This window comes from Synechococcus sp. UW105 (assembly GCF_900473935.1).
In the GTDB taxonomy this organism is placed as follows: domain Bacteria; phylum Cyanobacteriota; class Cyanobacteriia; order PCC-6307; family Cyanobiaceae; genus Synechococcus_C.
Genome location: NZ_UCNN01000030.1, coordinates 160,621 through 177,257 on the forward strand (window position 1 = coordinate 160,621; position 16,637 = coordinate 177,257).

Sequence of the window (16,637 nt, forward strand, 5' to 3'; positions counted from 1 at the left end):
GGTTTTGGCGTTCGCCTCCCAGCCATGACCCTCCCAGCCGAGGCCTACCTGTGGTTCAAGACCCTTCACATCGTTGGGGTTGTGGTGTGGTTCGCCGGACTCTTCTACCTCGTGAGGCTTTTTATCTATCACGTGGAAGCCGAGGAGCTATCGGCTGAGTTGAAAGGGCCCTTTCAGCAGCAGTACTGCTTGATGGAGCGTCGCCTGGCCAACATCATTACCACCCCTGGAATGGTTGTGGCCGTTTCCATGGCCGTCGGCCTCTTGATCACGCAACCGAGTTGGCTGCATCAGGCCTGGATGCACGCAAAACTTGCCTTTGTTGCCGCGTTACTGGTCTACCACTGGTTTTGCTATCGGCTGATGGGTCAGTTGCAACGTGGTGAGTGTCGATGGAGTGGCCGACAGCTACGAGCACTCAATGAACTTCCCACGCTGCTCTTGGTGATTGTGGTGATGCTTGTGGTGTTCAAAAATCAGTTCCCGACAGGAGCTGCCACCTGGTTCATGGTTGCGTTGGTGGTGTTCATGGCCGCGTCAATACAGTTTTATGCACGCTGGAGACGGCTTCGGCAGGAGGCTGCCGCCACGAGCTCCGAAGCCAATGTCGGCTGATCGCCATCCACTCCGGCCGGTTCTTGAAACGGTCGGACCTCAGAGCTGTCCATCAGCTCTCAATTTTCATTGCCACACCCTCTGCAGTGACGGAAGCTTGGAACCCCTGGCCTTAGCAAAACAGGCCGTGGAACAGGGTCTCAATCACTTGGCAGTGACCGACCACCACAGCTCAGCAGCGTTTCTGCCGATGCAGGCCTGGCTTGAGGCAGAGCGTCAACTAGGCACAGCAGTGCCACAGCTTTGGACTGGGATGGAGATCAGTTGCCTGCTCAAAGGGTGTTTGGTTCATGTTCTGGCCCTGGGCTTTGAGCATGGCCACCGGGCCTTGCATCTCTACAACCAGGGGGACGCTGCAGTGGGTGTACCTCTGCGTGCAGATGCAGTGGTGGATGCCATCCACGCTGCAGGCGGATTGGCGATCCTTGCCCACCCCGCCCGTTACAGGTTGAGTCACACACTGCTGATCGAGGCAGCAGCGCTCATTGGCATGGATGGTGGGGAGGCTTGGTATGACTATGAAATGCAAGGCCGCTGGCAGCCAACAGCGGTGGTGTGTGAATCGATCGATCAGCACTTGAAAAAACTTGGCCTTTTACGTACGTGTGGCACAGACACCCACGGGCATGACCTCAAAGGCCGCTAAAATGGACTACGCACCAGACTGAATCAGGCATGGGCATCTTCGACCGTCTGCGGAAATCGGGCTCGCAAGAGGCCGGCGGCAATTCTGGGGGAAAGGAGAAAGCTGCAAAGAAGGATGATTCCTTCTTCCTAGACAGTGACTCTTCCTCCTCCTTGGGCGACCGCAATTACATGCGTGAGGCCAAGACCATTCGTCGCACCTTTCCTGGCTCAGCCGACAGCCCAGGCAACAAGGAGCTTGTGACTGAGGTGGATGCCATGGGGCTCAAGGTTGAAGCGATGACGGAAGGATTAGGAGGAAGCACAGTCCAGGACGACGTCACCTCCGTCACAGGCGGAGTGCCTAAGCCGGTCAAGAAGACGTTTGCAGAGGCGATGAGCAAACAGGAGCTTCAACAGCGCTTGAAAGGCAGTGCAATCAATGGAACAAACACCCGTGCCAGTGCAGATGCGGCACCAGCTGCTCGAAAAGCCGAGTTGAAGCCAGAAACCACCACCACGGCCACAAGCCAAAAGGCGGCCAAGTCGTCCAGGCCTGGTTCGATTGATCCGTTCATGAGCATGGCCCAGAACCTGGATACCTGATTCAACCAAAGCTGCCGTTCTCCACGGCCGTTTCGGCCTGGAGAACCAGCTTGCGAAGCCTGGCAAGCCTGAGCGGATCGACGCTGCTCCACAATCCACGATTCGCAGCTTCCAGAAGACGCTCAGCCATATCTCGAAGCGCCCATGGATTGTGTTGCATCAGGAAGTCACGAGGTCCAGACGCGTCTAACCAGTGCGTCTGGAGAGCGTCGTAACACCAATCAGGAATGACTCCTGTCGCAGCATCGTACGCAAACAGGTAGTCGAGGCTTGCTGCCATCTCAAAGGCTCCCTTGTAGCCATGTTTCTGCATGCCATTCAGCCAGCGAGGATTGAGAAGACGGCTGCGCATCACCTTGTCGATCTCTTGTTCGAGATGGTGGATCCGAAGTCGTTCCTGACGGGAATGATCTGCAAACCAAAGGGCCGGGCTCTTGCCATTGATCCGTGTCACAGCCGCAGCAAGTCCGCCATGGAACTGGTAGTAATCATCGGAATCGAGCAGATCGTGTTCGCGATTGTCCTGGTTATGCAAGACCACTTGCACCCTGGAGAGACTGCGCTCTAAACCGGATCGATCCTTTTGAGGCTCAAGAGATCCGTCGTATCTCCATTGGCTCCATTCGAGATAGGCCTCGCCAAGATCACTGCGCTCTTCCCACTGTCCTGAGTCAATCAACGCCTGGAGACCAGCTCCGTAGGCCCCTGGTGCCGATCCAAAGATCCGCGGCTGATGTTCGTGGTTACGGGATAGAGCCGCTAAGGGGTTCATGGCTTCCGGTTCATCCAGATTGGCTACGAGAGATTGGGCCCGACTCACCCACTCAATTAAATGAGGGAAAGCGTCTCGGAATAAGCCTGAAATCCGCAGGGTGACATCCACCCGTGGACGCCCCAACAAACTGAGAGGAATCAGCTCGAGATCGATCATGCGTCGGGTGGGACCGTCCCACACCGGCCTAACGCCTAACAGCGCCAACAGTTGACCAATATCCTCACCACCGTTGCGCATCGTGGCCGTTCCCCAGACGGACAGGGCAAGATGTCGCAGGGGTTCACCTTGCTCCAACAGATAAAGGTCGAGTAGGCGTTCGGCACTTCTGCGACCAAGGCCCCAGGCCGCCTCTGTGGGCAAACCACGCAGATCGACAGAATAAAAATTTCGACCAGTCGGGAGGACATCAGGCCGACCTCGTGTTGGCGCACCAGAGGGGCCACTGGCAAGACGGCGGCCCTCGAGAGCACGAAGCATTGCCTTCTTCTCCTGGGTTGCACAAGCCTGAAGACGGGGGATCAGGTTGTTGCGAAGGTTGAGCAACACCGGGTCAGTCCCTTCGTCCAGCCAACGTTGAACCGCGTGATGCAGGGGGCGCGATGGCTCTTGGTCAGGACGCTTGAGCAAGCAACCAATCAAGAGTGCGGCTTGACCTTCCAGCCAGGCCACACCGTCAGCCACCCGTCGATGTCCACTCGCCTTGAGTTGGATCAACAGTGCCTGGTCATCGTCACTCAGTGCGTCACCGTCTTCATCGCACCATGGATCGTGATCCAGACCGACGACAGATGCCAGCCGCTGCGTCAAACCAACACCCTGCGCGGTTGGTGCTCGGCTAATGGCGATGAGGAGCTCCACAAGTGCGTCCGGATCCGGAATGGTGCCAAGACGATGCAAGCCAGTACGAATCTGAGCTTCCTTCAGTTCACAGAGATAGGCCTCCACTTGATCCAGACAGTCAGTCCAAGCAGAACTGGAGAAGAGGTCAGGCTTTGACGATCCAACCAGCAGCTCAGCCGGTAATCCAGGCCAGTTGAGCGACTTCAGTAGTGAAAGCAGTTGCCGATTCAGCTCCAAGCCACGGTCTGCATTGAGCTGATTGGCTTCGACATATTCATCAAGCAGAGCTTCCAGACTTGCCAGAGAGCCGTAAGAACCAGCACGTCCAAGTGGAGGTGTGAGGTGATCGAGGATCACGGCATGGCCACGACGCTTGGCTTGAGATCCTTCTCCTGGGTCGTTAACGATGAATGGATACACGTGGGGGACGGGACCTAGGGCGAGCTGAGGTCCACAACCCTCGCCGAGGCCAACGGATTTACCGGGAAGCCATTCCGCGCTCCCATGCTTTCCGAGATGCACAAGCATCTGGGTGCCGTGCACCAGCCGCATCCACAGGTATTGGGCCAAATAACGATGGGGAGGGGGCAGATCAGGTGAGTGCAGATCACTGAGTTGATCAGGGTCATAGCCGCGACTTGGCTGAACCAGGACGCACACATGTCCAAGCTTCAAGCCATGAATGGGAAACCCTTCCTCTTCCAGTTCGAGAGCCTGATGGGCTGGGCCCCATCGCGCTTCGATCGTTTCGCGAGCAGCAATTGGAAGCGTGGCCCACCAGTCCAGATAGTCACTAAGGGGAAGATGGGTGAGCGGTGGAAGATGATGGCTTTCCGGGTCATTGGTACGAGAGGAAAGGAGGCTTGCCATCAGAGCAGTCGACGACTCTGGTAAGACCTCCTGGCCAAGCGTGTATCCGGCGTCTTGCATCCAAGTGAGCACATTGAGAAGACTTGCCGGGGTGTCGAGGCCGACGCCATTCGCCAAACGCCCGTTACGAACCGGGTAATTGGCCAGGACCAAGCCAACTCGCCTTTGCTCGACAGCGGTTTGCTGGAGATTGACCCAGGCGCGAGCATGCTCTGCAAGCCAGGAGAGACCGAGCTGATCCGGCACCGTTGTGTGGACAGCTGTGGCAAGACCTTCATGGGCCAGGTCAACCTCACGAAAACCACCGATTCGGGTGGTGATACGCCCATCCAGCTCTGGCAGAACCACCTGCAGAGACAAATCCAGGGGGTCGAGACCACGACTGGAATTCGACCAGACGCTGCGAGGTTTGCTGCTGCTGAGCACCTGAAGCACAGGGCGATCCAGCTGATCCCAGAGTGGAGCTCCGAATCCTGCCTGTTCGAACTGCACTGAGGCGAAGGAGGTGGCAGTGATCACCACCTCAACGCGCTGTTGCTCGAACAGATTCAGCACCCCTTCCTGAACCACAGGATCACGCAGGCTGCTCACCCAGAGAGCTCGAGGCACCAGTCCGCGTTGACGGAGAGCCTTGAGCAACGCCTCAGCCATGGCCTCATCGCCTGATCGCGCTAAGGCCCGATACAGCACAACACCCACTCGTGCGCCTGAGGCCTCCTCCCACTGCCAAGGTGAGGGGTCTGGCATGCAGTGGGGAACGAGCGTTGAAGGGTCTTGTGTCTTGCCCAGCAAGACGGAATCAAGAGCTTTGAGCAGAGTGATCAAATTCTCGCCACCGCCTTCTCGCAGCAAGACAGCCAGCTGATCACTTAAGACCTTTGGGATCGACCCCAGCGGATGCAACGCATCATCTTGATCTGGGGTTCCAGCAAGCACAACGAGATGACGATGATCTCGGTCTTGCTGCCATTTCTGCAGTTGATCCAGTCCGTAGGACCAATGGCCACGACCGCCGAGCAGTCGCACCACAATCAGCTGGGCATCCTGGGCAGTAACGCTGAGGTAATGATCAATCTGGGCTGGGTGTCCGAGGCTGGCCAAGGGAAGGGCTCGGATCCGATTGTGCCAAGAGACAGCCTCAGGCCTGGAGAGGCAATGCGCTAATGCTGTGAGGTCGGTGACAGCGCTAGAGAGCAGCAGTACAGGTGCTGGCGGTTGCTCAACGAGCGTGATTGCGTCGTCGAAGTCGGCCCCTGGGAGGCTGCTGAGTCGATGCATCTCCCCATTGAAGACTGCAGAGGTGCGGGGGCGGGTGAGAAGATTTGGCCATCGGCCGTTTCCGCCATGCATCAGTTTCTGCCGTTCGCCTGGTTTGAAGGCCGGTGTGTGCGATTTGAAGACGCAAAAGTTTCGATCGCCACCCATGCCCTGCACTACGGCACAGGGGCATTTGGTGGTATGCGTGCCATCCCTGATCCGGTTCGGCCTGGGGGGATGTTGCTCTTCCGTGCCGACCGTCACGCCCGCAGGCTGAGCCAGAGCGCAAAGCTTTTGCTGGCTGACCTGAGCGAGACCACGGTGATGGAGGCTCTTGTTGCCGTACTCAGAGCGAACAAACCCACAACGCCCATCTACCTGCGGCCATTTGTTTACACCAGCGATTTAGGGATCGCACCACGTCTGCACAACATCGAGACTGATTTTCTGATTTACGGTTTAGAGCTCGGCGATTACCTCTCCCCGGAAGGTGTGAGTTGTCGAATCAGTAGTTGGACAAGGCAGGAAGATCGCTCACTTCCTTTGCGTGGCAAGATCAGTGGTGCATACATCACAAGCTCACTTGCCAAAACAGAGGCCGTCACGAGCGGCTTCGACGAAGCCCTGCTCATGAATACGCGGGGGAAGGTCAGTGAGGCCAGCGGAATGAATCTATTTTTGGTTCGCGATGGTGTCCTGATCACCCCTGGTGTTGATCAAGACATACTGGAGGGAATCACCCGCTCCAGCGTGATTGAACTGGCGAAGCACATGGGACTGGAGGTGATCGAACGCCCCGTTGATAAGACGGAACTCTGCATCGCCGATGAAGTGTTCCTGACGGGAACTGCGGCGAAAATCACTCCCATTCGTCAACTCGAATCCACAGTTTTACCGACAAACCGACCGGTGATGGATGCTTTAAGACAACGTCTGGTGGCGATTACAGAGGGGAGAGACCCTGAATTTGGTCATTGGGTGACCAGGATCGAACTCGAGGCCTAGGGATCAGTTTTGGGTCAAGTGACGTTCGTAGAATGGCTTGACTGAAGCCAGTGAGCGATGCAGGCCGTCTCTAAGACACCATCCCTGAACGCTTCCCGCTTTTTAGAACGTCTGCATGATCCCTCGCGTCCCGTCTTGGTGTTTGACGGTGCCACAGGAACGTCGCTGCAACAGATGGATCTCGGTCCAGATGACTTCGGTGGTGCGGATCTGGAGGGTTGTAACGAGAATCTTGTGGTCACACGGCCCGATGCTGTCCAGGAGGTCCATCGCCAGTTCCTTGAGGCGGGCTGCGATGTGATCGAAACCGACACGTTCGGAGCCACCTCACTGGTGTTGTCTGAATACGACCTCCAGGACCAGACCTACGAACTGAATGTTCAGGCGGCGCGGTTGGCCAGGGAGATGGCAGATCGCTACAGCACACCTGAGAAACCCCGCTTTGTGGCGGGATCGATGGGTCCCACCACGAAGCTGCCGACCCTCGGCCATGTGGGGTTCGATGAGATGCGCGATTCCTTCGCCGAGCAGGCCAGGGGCTTGCTGGCAGGGGATGTGGACCTCTTCATCATCGAAACCTGTCAGGACCCCCTGCAGATCAAAGCTGCGCTGGCTGGCATTGAACAGGCATGTGAGGTGGCCGGTGAACGTCGGCCATTGATGGTGAGCGTCACGATGGAAACCACCGGCACGATGCTCGTCGGCTCCGATATCGCTGCGGTGGTGTCAATCCTTGAGCCATTCCCCATCGATGTTCTCGGCCTCAACTGCGCCACCGGTCCGGAGCAGATGAAGGAGCATGTCAAATATCTGAGTGAGCACGCCCCCTTCGTGGTGAGCTGCATTCCCAACGCCGGTCTGCCGGAGAACGTCGGTGGTGTGGCTCACTACCGCTTGACTCCGGTCGAGATGAAGATGGCAATGCACCACTTCATCGAGGATCTCGGCGTTCAGGTGATCGGGGGCTGCTGCGGCACCACCCCCGCGCACATCGCCGCTCTCTCAGAACTGTCACAGGAGATGCGTCCGGCTGACCGGGACGTACGAACCCCAGTGCTCAGAAAGGAACGCCCGCTGCTTGGGGCAGAAGCTTCCGTCTCCTCGATCTACGGAACCACGCCCTATCGCCAGGACAACTCATTTCTGATCATCGGTGAACGGCTCAATGCCAGTGGCTCCAAGAAGGTCAGGGAGCTGCTCAACGCTGAGGACTGGGATGGGCTGGTGGCTGTGGCTCGCGGACAGGTGAAGGAAAACGCCCACGTGCTCGATGTGAACGTCGACTACGTCGGCCGCGATGGCGAAAAGGATATGCATGACCTGGTGAGCCGTTTGGTCACCAATGTCAATCTGCCCCTGATGCTCGATTCCACTGAGTGGCAGAAGATGGAAGCCGGCCTCAAGGTCGCCGGCGGCAAATGTCTGCTCAATTCCACCAATTACGAAGACGGCGATGAACGCTTCTTCAAGGTGTTGGATCTGGCGCGCACCTATGGCGCTGGGGTGGTGATCGGCACCATCGATGAAGACGGCATGGCCAGGACGGCCGAGCGCAAATTCGCGATTGCCCAGCGCGCCTACAGGGATGCGGTCGAATTTGGGATCCCAGCTCACGAGATCTTCTACGACCCTCTGGCGCTGCCGATTTCAACGGGCATCGAGGAGGACCGACGCAACGGCTGCGAAACCGTCGATGCCATCCGGCGAATCATCACAGATCTTCCCGGTGTGCATGTGGTGCTTGGCGTGAGCAATATCAGCTTCGGCCTCTCGCCAGCGGCACGGATCACCCTCAACTCGGTCTTCCTGCATGACTGCTGTGAGGCGGGAATGGATGCGGCGATCGTCAGCCCCGCCAAGATTCTTCCGCTGATCAAAATCAGTGAGGACCATCAGCAGGTCTGCCGTGATCTGATCAATGACAAGCGGCGATTTGAAGGCGATGTCTGCACCTACGACCCGCTCACTGAACTGACCACGTTGTTCGAAGGCGTTAGCACCAAGGAGGCCCGGGCCTCAGGTCCGTCTCTGGCTGACCTTCCCGTTGAAGAGCGACTGAAGCAGCACATCATTGATGGCGAGCGCATCGGGCTAGAACCAGCCCTTGACGAGGGTCTGGGGCAGTACAAACCTCTGGAAATCGTGAACACCTTCCTGCTCGATGGCATGAAGGTGGTGGGTGAACTCTTCGGTTCAGGTCAGATGCAGCTGCCTTTTGTGCTGCAGAGCGCGGAAACCATGAAAAGTGCGGTGGCTTATCTCGAACCACATATGGAAAAAACCGAGGGAAAAAGTTCAGCCAAGGCCAAATTCTTAATTGCAACAGTCAAGGGTGATGTTCATGATATCGGCAAGAATCTTGTGGACATTATCCTCACCAATAATGGATACGAAGTTGTTAACTTGGGCATCAAACAATCGGTCGATGCAATCATCGAAGCCCAGCAAAGCCATGAAGCTGATTGCATCGCAATGAGTGGTCTTTTGGTGAAGTCAACCGCATTCATGAAAGACAACCTGCAGGCCTTCAATGAGGCTGGTATATCCGTTCCGGTGATTCTCGGTGGTGCGGCACTCACCCCTCGATTTGTTCAGAAGGACTGCCGTGAGGTCTATGACGGCCAGGTGATTTATGGGCGTGATGCCTTCGCTGACCTGAGATTCATGGACGCTCTGGTGCAGGCCAAACAAGACGATGAATGGGATAACAAGAAGGGCTTCTTGGGCACCATTCCCGAAGGCCTAGGGCTCAATGGGGACGCGAACAGTCATGACGCCGAGGGGTCTGATTCAAGTGCCAAGGTGGAAGAGGCCAAGCCCAAGGCTCCCGTCAGCCGTGAGCGCTCGGAGGCAGTGCCTGAGGAGCCTGCACTGCAGCCACCGTTCTGGGGCACCAACGTGCTTTCAGAAGAGGAGATCAATCTGGAGGAAGTCTTCAGTTATCTCGATCGCAATGCACTCTTCGCTGGCCAATGGCAGATCCGAAAAAGCAAAGAGCAAAGCCGCGAGGAGTACGAACAGCAGCTCAAGGACAAGGCTGAGCCCGTCCTGCAGGAATGGTTGCAGCGTTCCCTTTCTGAGCAGTTGCTGACCCCACGAGTGGCCTATGGCTATTTCCCCTGCGGCAGAGATGGCAATGCCGTCGTCGTTTTCGATCCTGCGAATTCAAGTTCTGAACTTGGTCGCTTCGATCTCCCCAGACAGCGCTCCGGCAACAAATATTGCATTGCTGATTTCTATCGGGATCTCTCCCCAGAGGGCGGCCCCACCGATGTCCTGCCCATGCAGGCCGTCACCATGGGGGAGAAGGCCAGTGCCTTTGCTAGAGAGCTTTTCCAGGCGGATCGCTACAGCGATTATCTCTATTTTCACGGTCTGGGCGTGCAGATGGCCGAAGCGCTGGCGGAGTGGACCCACGCTCGGATCCGCCGTGAACTGGGCTTCAGCGCTGATGAACCATCGGCCCTACGTGATGTGCTGGCCCAGCGCTACCGCGGCAGCCGCTATTCCTTTGGCTATCCCGCCTGCCCGAATGTGGCCGATTCAAGGCCTCAGCTCGATTGGCTGGGTGCAGACCGAATCGGCCTCTTCATGGACGACAGCGACCAGTTAGAGCCCGAGCAGAGCACGACCGCTTTGGTGGCGCTCCATAGCCAAGCCCGTTACTTCAGCGCCTGACATGCCAGCCTTAGCCGCTGCAGAACAATTCCCATGGCAATCGCAGGACCTGGTGGGGTCGATGAAGCAATCGCAGCTGGCCTCGACCTCGACGGCACACCCATTCCGGGGCCGATGGTGGAGCTCTACAACGAGGTCATGGACCTGGAAAGCAAGCGGGCACGCAGTGGGGTGAAAAAATCAATGCGCAACCGGATCGTGAAGACCGGAGCCAAGCATTTCGATCAAAACACACTGAACCAACGGTTGATCGATGCCGGTTGGGATGGCCTGAAAGAAAAGGAGATCGCTTTTTTCTTCAGTTGAGCGCTCTCTAGCTGGGCTCTGTTCAGGATTAGTCCTGGCAGAGCTTCTCCATGGTGTCGATCACCTCTTGCTGGAACTCATCCAGAGCACTCGACTCACTGAGGTCAATTCCCTCACCGGCCGCGTTCTGGGCAAGGTCCTGGAAATGGAACGCCCCTTCGCCATTGGCGAGAAACTCGATCGCCGAGGATTCGCCGCTTTCGCGAAAGGCATCGCAAAGCGCCAAAAAAGCGGCGTCTTCAGTGAACTCCCAATCCATCGAGGAGGCATGACTGATCGACCTTTAACGCCTCGCCCCCGGGATCCGTCAACCACCTTGTCGCGCAATGTGCCAATGATCAGGCAGAATTCCACCGACAAGATCGCCGGGGAAAACGTGCAAACTCACTCCGACACAAGCGTTCTCAACGTTTTGGGTGGCCATCTTGAGACTTGTGGCTGTGAACCCATGACCGGTTGGTACAGAGACGGCACCTGCAGAACCGATCCCACTGACCTTGGTCAACACAGTGTCTGTTGCGTCATGACAGAGGGGTTCCTGACCTACAGCAAGGCTCAGGGCAATGACTTGTCGACTCCTGTTCCTGAATTCGGATTTCCTGGATTGCAGCCAGGTGACCATTGGTGTGTCTGTGCTCCGCGCTGGCAACAGGCCTACAACGACGGCATGGCGCCACCGGTTCGACTGAAGGCCACCGAACAGTCTGCTCTGGAAATCATTCCGCTTGATCAGCTCAAGCAACACGCTCACCAAACAATCTGATGACCGTCCCAGGCCAGGAATGAGCCTGTCTCTTGAGGCCCTTGAGCCAGCAAGACATCAACCAGATATCGGGCTGCTCGCTCAGGTGAAAACAATGATTGCGGTGGCACGAAATCCTGGAAGGGCCTGGAGAGTGCTGTATCGGTGGTGCCTGGATGCAACAAGAGGACTGTGGACAACGGGAAGCGCCTCGCCCACTCAATGCTGAGACATCGCAAATACATGTTCTGAGCTGCCTTTGCGCCCCTGTAGGCGTACCAGCCTCCACTTTTGTTGTCGCCGATGCTGCCGACTCGTGCGCTCAGGCTGGCGAAGTGAAAGGGGCGGGATCTCGCCAAACAGGGCTCCACAGCCTGGGCAAGCAATAAAGGCGCCATCGCATTGATCGCATAACTCGCCAGTAGGTGGTCTGTGTTCACCTGCTTGAGACGTTTCTCAGGCTGCATCCCGGCACCATCAGAGCTGGTTCGGTGCAGCAGTCCAGTGGCGTTCACGACAAGTCGTAGTGGGCGGGAGTCTGCGAGCAATCGACTCTGAAGGGCCAACAGACTCTCGGGGGATTCAACATCCACAGGCCACCCCTCTGAGGGCTGAAGGGAGCGTCCACAGAGGACGACATCCAGCTCAGGGACCGTTGCGGACAGAGTCGTAGCCAGAGCACGGCCGATGCCACCGGCACCAATCACCAGAGCTAGGCCGTTCCAACAATTGCGAATCATGGATCAATCTCTGAGACGGCGATGCTGGTGTTCAGCCACGAACAAACCGTCAGCATGCCCATAACAACCATCCAGGCGTGATCGAGCGAGGCCCACTGCAGCGAACGATCGGGATGCTGGGTCTCGCAGGGCTTCTGTTCTGGAGCCTTGGAGAAGCGTTCCAGAGGGGAATCAGGCCTTGGGATGCTGAATCGGAGGTTGAGCAGGGTGATCTCTTGCTGGAAGCCCTTCTAGAGGCCGATCAGAGTGCTCCTGGTCCTTTGACGAAGGACAAAGAAGGATCCAAGCCACAAGCCACGCGCCAACCAAATGGTGAGCACTCGGTGTCGAGTCCGGAGGTGCGGATTGCCTTATTCAGTCATTTCCCAGTGAAGTCATTGGAAGCCAAAGGAAGGGTCCAGTGCTTGAACTCAAACGGCAAGGAAGTCAACGGGGAGCGCTTGATTCGACTGACTCAAACAGAGTTTTGGCACTGTCGGGCTGGAGAGGGAGGAAGCATTGCTGTGAATGGCGATCCATACCTTGGAAGCATTCAGTTGATCAGGCAGGACATGGGCTGGCTGGCCATCAATCGTCTGCCTCTCGAGACCTACGTGGCATCGGTCGTCGGCGCTGAAATGCCGAGTCACTGGAAGCCAGAAGCACTCAAGGCTCAAGCCGTCGCTGCAAGGTCTTATGCGTTGGTCCACATCGTGCGTCCGGCTTCAACGCAATACAACCTTGGAGATACGACTCGATGGCAGGTGTACCGAGGCCTAAGCAGCTCCACAGAGTCCACGATCCAAGCAACCCAAGCGACCCGCAATCAAGTGTTGAAATTCCGCGGAGGCCTGGTGGAAAGTCTTTATGCCTCCACGAACCAGATCAGCGAAGAAGCCCATGGTCATCTCGGCGCGAGCATGAGTCAAACCGGGGCTCAGGAACTATCGGGTCGTGGATACACCTACGACGAGATCCTGAATCGGTACTACAACGGAGCTGAGTTGGCCCGGATCAAGCTCAATGGCGATTGAAAGCTACGAACAACTGGCTTTGGATCGCAGTCAAACCGCCCTTGAGCAGGGAGCATTGCATCCGCTAAAAACAACTGTTTCGTACTTGCCATCGGTTGGTACTGAACCTTTTGAGCTCCGGGAGTTGAACTCTGAACTGCCGAGGCATCTTCGCAAGCAAGGACCAAAACCGAATCCATTTCTTCCCTGGGATCCTCGACTAGAGGTCTGTCCAATTGGTCAATCGCATGCGCTGATACTGAATAAATATCCAGTTCAGCTAGGCCATATGCTCCTGATTAGTAAAGGCTGGGCTGCACAATCCGACTGGTTGGGAATCAATGACTGGAATGCAGTGGGGCTGGTTGACGACCTCACAACAGGGTTGTGGTTCTTTAATAGTGGTCCGAATGCGGGTGCCAGCCAGCCTCACCGCCATATTCAATTGCTGCCGAGGAGCGACAAGGAAAGTCGATGCCCCCGTGAAGGCTGGTTTGTCAACTTGATCAATCAAAACACCACAGATTCAACAGAACGATCACCAGTCAAGCTGGCAACAGCCGTTAGAAGACGAGATCCAAGCCGGAGCAATCAGGGCGAGCACATAACAACACTTTATTTAGACATGGCTAACGAACTCTCTCTTGGTACGCCAGCATCTAGGCAAATACCTGCTGCGCCATACAACATTCTGCTAACACGTCATTGGATGGCAATGGTACGGAGACACTGCGATGTCAGCCATGGATTTAGTATCAATGCGCTCGGATTCGCTGGTTATCTATTAGCAACAAGTGAAGCCGAACGATCATGGCTTGAGGAGCATGGCCCCGAACAACTACTGGCCGAAGTCGTCGACCATTCAGTAGTTTCACGGTTGCCAAGACAGTCCAATTTATGAATGGCTGGAGATGAGGGTCACAACATCCCTTGCATCACAACCAAAGCCATGGCATCCAAACAAAGCAAGACAGCAGAGAGGGTCATTAATCAACTCTCGTTGGTGAAACCAATCGCTGCTCACTACGCAAGATCAACTGGGCAGGACCAAGACGATCTCATTCAGGTTGGTCGACTAGGCCTGATCAGAGCATCAAAACTCTTCATTGAGAGTGAGGGGAATCCATTCACTGCCTTCGCTCGTGTTCATATTCGTGGCGCGATACCCCACTATTTACGGGATAACAGTGGCGTTGTGAAACTTCCGAGACGCATTCAGGAACGAGCACAACGGCTGATCAGAGAATCGGCGGAACAAAGCAGTAGGGCGAATCAGAACAAGCGCACACAAGAAGATGAATGGATTCTTGCTGCTTACCGACAACAACGCCAATGGCTGTCAATTGACGACGAGCCGCTGGGAGCTCGATGCCATGCTCGAGATGAGAGCTGGCAGTGTGTCAACAGACGCGAGCGACAAGACAAGCTCACTCGGTGTCTGCAGGCCTTATCGAAGCAGGAACGTCAGTGTGTGCAGTTGGTGATTCTGGAAGGACAAAGCCTGCGCGTGACAGCAGGCCAACTCGGCACGAGCGCAATGACCGCGCAACGTCGCGTGAGGCGGGGTCTTATGCGACTGGCTGAACTGTGTGCTGTCCAAGGGCTCAGCGCCTAGACCACGTCAGACCTGGTTGCTGCTGTCGCGATCCATTTGAGTCTCAAGGGTGGTGATGACTGCATTGATCGCAGCCAGTTGGCGCTCAAGACCGTCTCGCCAAAATCGCAACATGTCCATCTTGCGCGCCTGATGATGCTGGCGCCACTCCCTGCCGGGAGAAGGTGAGCACAGGAAGGGAGGAAGCATGAAACCCAGGAAACCCCGTCAATACTGGCGTATCGAAATCAGTTTCGCGAAGACACTTGGCTTCTGTCTGGAGAGTGTTTAAGTTTGAGGGCTGCGCAGTTTGTTCCACGGAACAAGTCATTCAAAACCGCGCAGGGGGGCTCCCTTGTCTCAGCGAATCCCACTTCTAGTCCTGCTAGGCGTCTCGATTGCGACAGCCGAGATTTGCTTAACGCGTCCTGCCGCTGCATATGTGCCGTTGATGGCCGGTCAACGTGCTCGCGCTTTGAACGGAACGTTCAACAACGTACCGGTCTTGCATTCCAATCAACCAGAAATCGTCAAGGGGGCTGGGATCCTCGTTAATACCCAGCCAGGTACGGCCGTCGCCAGCGAGACAAACCAACCACTGCGCAATGCTGCCTTCACATTTAATGGTGAATTTGGATTGCATATGCATCATAAGTATTACCCCAGTGATGCCAGTCGAATGGGAGGGGCAAGACAGCGGGGACTGTTGACAATCGCGGCCATCGCCATCAATCCAGGCAGCAAGCCTGTGACGTTGACGTTCAAGCGTGGATCCGTCAAAAACAGCTTTGAAGCTCCTTACCACCCAAACAGATTGATGGGGGTTAAACCGCTTGGTCGCAGACCATGGAATACCGGACCAGGAGACGCGACTGCAGTTCAAATGCTGCGAGGGGAGCTCGATAGGAAACTCCCCAATCAAGTCACGATCCCAGCTCACAGCAGGAAAGTGATCATCAGCACAGTGCTTCCTGCTCGAGGAATCGCGAATGGTCTACTGAGGGGAAGAAGCGATGGGCAGTTTCAGCTAGCCGTGGTTGCTGCAGAGGAAACCCAACAAGAATCTGATCTCCTAGCTGTGCTTGATCGTGGCCAATTAGCACCAGGGCGGATCTATTTGAATCGGATCAGAGAAATTGAGACTGGTCAAGTCTTTTCAAGGGTTGCAGGTGTTGCCTTAGGCGATCACTATCAAGCTTCCATTCGCCATGACCTGGAACAAGGCTCCCTACACGTCCCACTGACAAGTACTCATAAACATCATTTTGGAACAAGAGAGATACAGATCAATCCTCTAAGCACAAGAATGATTGACTCTGCTGTCAATAATGTCGGGACATACGGTGTTCGATATGACGTTGACTTGAATTTGGCTGGTGCCGGTGCTCATGATCTAGTTCTGAGTCATCCTGTTGCATCTGGCCGATCGTCATTCACTGCATTTCGTGGATCAATTCGTATTGAAACTGAAGATGGTTTTCGAGAAGTGCATGTTGGCTTGCGCTCAGGTCAAAGTCTGCCAATCAGCGAGCTGCAGCTCAAACCTGGGCAGAATAATGCTGTGAAAGTAAGCCTTGTCTATCCCGCTGATGCAACACCAGGGCATTTACTCAGTGTTGTACCAGTGCAGCAACTTGCCATGATGAGGCGTCGGCAGGAGATGCAGGAAGCCGCACAACGTGCTCTAGCCACGTCAAAAGAACGGAAGGTCACACCGAGTGTTGCCCCACCATCGCCGACGGTTAAGCCAGTCGTGCCAGAACAGGTGCATCACAAACCTCGGCCGGCAACTCGCGCAACCTCAACGACGGTACCGATCCAGCCCAACAGCCCAGCCCCTTCGTACGTTTCTCCAAGGCGAGGAAGTAGTGCGATGCCACCAGCCATGATTTTGCCTCAGCAACTGAGTCCAAGTCTGGAACAGCGCTATCGCGACGCCATACATGCTCAACAACAGTGGCTTGAGCGCATGCAAGGCCGATAGGCTTGGCCT

The 16,637-nt window shown here is 56.0% G+C and carries 15 protein-coding genes; 11 read left to right on the forward strand and 4 right to left on the reverse strand.

All coding sequences use genetic code 11. The features are described 5' to 3' along the window. Nucleotides 1-24 precede the first annotated feature (24 nt). Genes hemJ through DXY16_RS13125 form a run of 3 tightly spaced genes read left to right on the forward strand, consistent with a single transcriptional unit; the run spans nucleotide 25 to nucleotide 1,845 of the window. Nucleotides 25-615, forward strand: a complete 591-nt coding sequence (gene hemJ, locus DXY16_RS13115; protein WP_115121593.1) for a protoporphyrinogen oxidase HemJ — start codon at nucleotides 25-27, stop codon at nucleotides 613-615. Continuing rightward, nucleotides 605-1,261, forward strand: coding sequence for a PHP domain-containing protein (locus DXY16_RS13120; protein WP_115121594.1), 657 nt, complete (start codon nucleotides 605-607; stop codon nucleotides 1,259-1,261). The genes hemJ and DXY16_RS13120 overlap by 11 nt, the downstream gene beginning before the upstream one ends. A 29-nt stretch (nucleotides 1,262-1,290) precedes the next feature. Further along, a complete protein-coding gene (locus DXY16_RS13125; RefSeq protein ID WP_115121595.1) occupies nucleotides 1,291-1,845 on the forward strand; it encodes a hypothetical protein in 555 nt (184 codons plus the stop codon). 1 nt (nucleotide 1,846) lies between these two features. Here the strand turns inward: DXY16_RS13125 and cobN are convergent, their stop codons facing one another. Then, complete coding sequence (cobN, locus tag DXY16_RS13130) at nucleotides 1,847-5,608, reverse strand: cobaltochelatase subunit CobN (RefSeq protein WP_115121779.1); 3,762 nt, start codon at nucleotides 5,606-5,608, stop codon at nucleotides 1,847-1,849. 66 nt (nucleotides 5,609-5,674) lie between these two features. Here cobN and DXY16_RS13135 point away from each other — a divergent pair, with 66 nt between their 5' ends. From DXY16_RS13135 to DXY16_RS13145, 3 genes are read left to right on the forward strand one after another with little or no spacing between them, the layout of a single operon-like run. Further along, nucleotides 5,675-6,592 carry a branched-chain amino acid transaminase gene (locus tag DXY16_RS13135; RefSeq protein WP_115121596.1) on the forward strand — a complete coding sequence of 306 codons (918 nt, stop codon included), beginning with the start codon at nucleotides 5,675-5,677 and terminating at the stop codon, nucleotides 6,590-6,592. Nucleotides 6,593-6,649: 57 nt separating this feature from the next. Continuing rightward, on the forward strand, nucleotides 6,650-10,270 hold the full coding sequence (metH, locus tag DXY16_RS13140) for a methionine synthase (RefSeq protein ID WP_115121597.1): 3,621 nt from the start codon (nucleotides 6,650-6,652) through the stop codon (nucleotides 10,268-10,270). 33 nt (nucleotides 10,271-10,303) lie between these two features. Next, nucleotides 10,304-10,576, forward strand: a complete 273-nt coding sequence (locus tag DXY16_RS13145) for a DUF4090 family protein (RefSeq protein ID WP_115121598.1) — start codon at nucleotides 10,304-10,306, stop codon at nucleotides 10,574-10,576. Nucleotides 10,577-10,604: 28 nt separating this feature from the next. Here DXY16_RS13145 and DXY16_RS13150 read toward each other — a convergent pair whose 3' ends face one another. Continuing rightward, nucleotides 10,605-10,835 carry a hypothetical protein gene (locus tag DXY16_RS13150; protein WP_011933185.1) on the reverse strand — a complete coding sequence of 77 codons (231 nt, stop codon included), beginning with the start codon at nucleotides 10,833-10,835 and terminating at the stop codon, nucleotides 10,605-10,607. A gap of 75 nt (nucleotides 10,836-10,910) precedes the next feature. Between DXY16_RS13150 and DXY16_RS13155 the strand changes: the two genes are divergently transcribed. Continuing rightward, nucleotides 10,911-11,339 (forward strand): DUF2237 family protein, encoded by a 429-nt coding sequence (locus DXY16_RS13155; RefSeq protein ID WP_115121599.1) that lies wholly within the window; start codon nucleotides 10,911-10,913, stop codon nucleotides 11,337-11,339. Here DXY16_RS13155 and DXY16_RS13160 read toward each other — a convergent pair. Further along, entirely contained in the window at nucleotides 11,324-12,058 is a 735-nt protein-coding gene (locus DXY16_RS13160) for an SDR family NAD(P)-dependent oxidoreductase (RefSeq protein WP_115121600.1), read from the reverse strand. The two genes, DXY16_RS13155 and DXY16_RS13160, sit on opposite strands and share 16 nt — an antisense overlap. Before the next feature lie 77 nt (nucleotides 12,059-12,135). On the opposite strand from DXY16_RS13160, the gene DXY16_RS13165 reads away from it, so the two are divergent. Genes DXY16_RS13165 through DXY16_RS13175 form a run of 3 tightly spaced genes read left to right on the forward strand, consistent with a single transcriptional unit; the run spans nucleotide 12,136 to nucleotide 14,665 of the window. Further along, nucleotides 12,136-13,071, forward strand: a complete 936-nt coding sequence (locus DXY16_RS13165) for a SpoIID/LytB domain-containing protein (protein ID WP_244281691.1) — start codon at nucleotides 12,136-12,138, stop codon at nucleotides 13,069-13,071. Further along, nucleotides 13,061-13,951 (forward strand): ATP adenylyltransferase, encoded by an 891-nt coding sequence (locus DXY16_RS13170; protein WP_115121601.1) that lies wholly within the window; start codon nucleotides 13,061-13,063, stop codon nucleotides 13,949-13,951. Before DXY16_RS13165 ends, DXY16_RS13170 begins: the two co-directional genes overlap by 11 nt. Nucleotides 13,952-13,999: 48 nt before the next feature. After that, nucleotides 14,000-14,665 (forward strand): sigma-70 family RNA polymerase sigma factor, encoded by a 666-nt coding sequence (locus DXY16_RS13175; protein WP_170953966.1) that lies wholly within the window; start codon nucleotides 14,000-14,002, stop codon nucleotides 14,663-14,665. Between the two features lie 6 nt (nucleotides 14,666-14,671). Here DXY16_RS13175 and DXY16_RS14925 read toward each other — a convergent pair whose 3' ends face one another. Beyond that, nucleotides 14,672-14,854 (reverse strand): hypothetical protein, encoded by a 183-nt coding sequence (locus DXY16_RS14925; protein ID WP_170953967.1) that lies wholly within the window; start codon nucleotides 14,852-14,854, stop codon nucleotides 14,672-14,674. A 241-nt stretch (nucleotides 14,855-15,095) separates the two neighbouring features. Between DXY16_RS14925 and DXY16_RS13180 the strand changes: the two genes are divergently transcribed. Then, on the forward strand, nucleotides 15,096-16,628 hold the full coding sequence (locus DXY16_RS13180) for a DUF3370 domain-containing protein (protein ID WP_244281692.1): 1,533 nt from the start codon (nucleotides 15,096-15,098) through the stop codon (nucleotides 16,626-16,628). Nucleotides 16,629-16,637 lie beyond the last annotated feature (9 nt).

Bases quoted from the DNA above. Each gene is read 5' to 3' on its own strand.
- hemJ (WP_115121593.1), top strand. From the start codon at position 25: ATGACCCTCCCAGCCGAGGCCTACCTGTGGTTCAAGACCCTTCACATC.
- DXY16_RS13120 (WP_115121594.1), top strand. From the start codon at position 605: ATGTCGGCTGATCGCCATCCACTCCGGCCGGTTCTTGAAACGGTCGGA.
- DXY16_RS13125 (WP_115121595.1), top strand. From the start codon at position 1,291: ATGGGCATCTTCGACCGTCTGCGGAAATCGGGCTCGCAAGAGGCCGGC.
- cobN (WP_115121779.1), bottom strand. From the start codon at position 5,608: ATGCATCGACTCAGCAGCCTCCCAGGGGCCGACTTCGACGACGCAATC.
- DXY16_RS13135 (WP_115121596.1), top strand. From the start codon at position 5,675: ATGCATCAGTTTCTGCCGTTCGCCTGGTTTGAAGGCCGGTGTGTGCGA.
- metH (WP_115121597.1), top strand. From the start codon at position 6,650: ATGCAGGCCGTCTCTAAGACACCATCCCTGAACGCTTCCCGCTTTTTA.
- DXY16_RS13145 (WP_115121598.1), top strand. From the start codon at position 10,304: ATGGCAATCGCAGGACCTGGTGGGGTCGATGAAGCAATCGCAGCTGGC.
- DXY16_RS13150 (WP_011933185.1), bottom strand. From the start codon at position 10,835: ATGGATTGGGAGTTCACTGAAGACGCCGCTTTTTTGGCGCTTTGCGAT.
- DXY16_RS13155 (WP_115121599.1), top strand. From the start codon at position 10,911: ATGATCAGGCAGAATTCCACCGACAAGATCGCCGGGGAAAACGTGCAA.
- DXY16_RS13160 (WP_115121600.1), bottom strand. From the start codon at position 12,058: ATGATTCGCAATTGTTGGAACGGCCTAGCTCTGGTGATTGGTGCCGGT.
- DXY16_RS13170 (WP_115121601.1), top strand. From the start codon at position 13,061: ATGGCGATTGAAAGCTACGAACAACTGGCTTTGGATCGCAGTCAAACC.
- DXY16_RS13175 (WP_170953966.1), top strand. From the start codon at position 14,000: ATGGCATCCAAACAAAGCAAGACAGCAGAGAGGGTCATTAATCAACTC.
- DXY16_RS14925 (WP_170953967.1), bottom strand. From the start codon at position 14,854: ATGCTTCCTCCCTTCCTGTGCTCACCTTCTCCCGGCAGGGAGTGGCGC.
- DXY16_RS13180 (WP_244281692.1), top strand. From the start codon at position 15,096: ATGGCCGGTCAACGTGCTCGCGCTTTGAACGGAACGTTCAACAACGTA.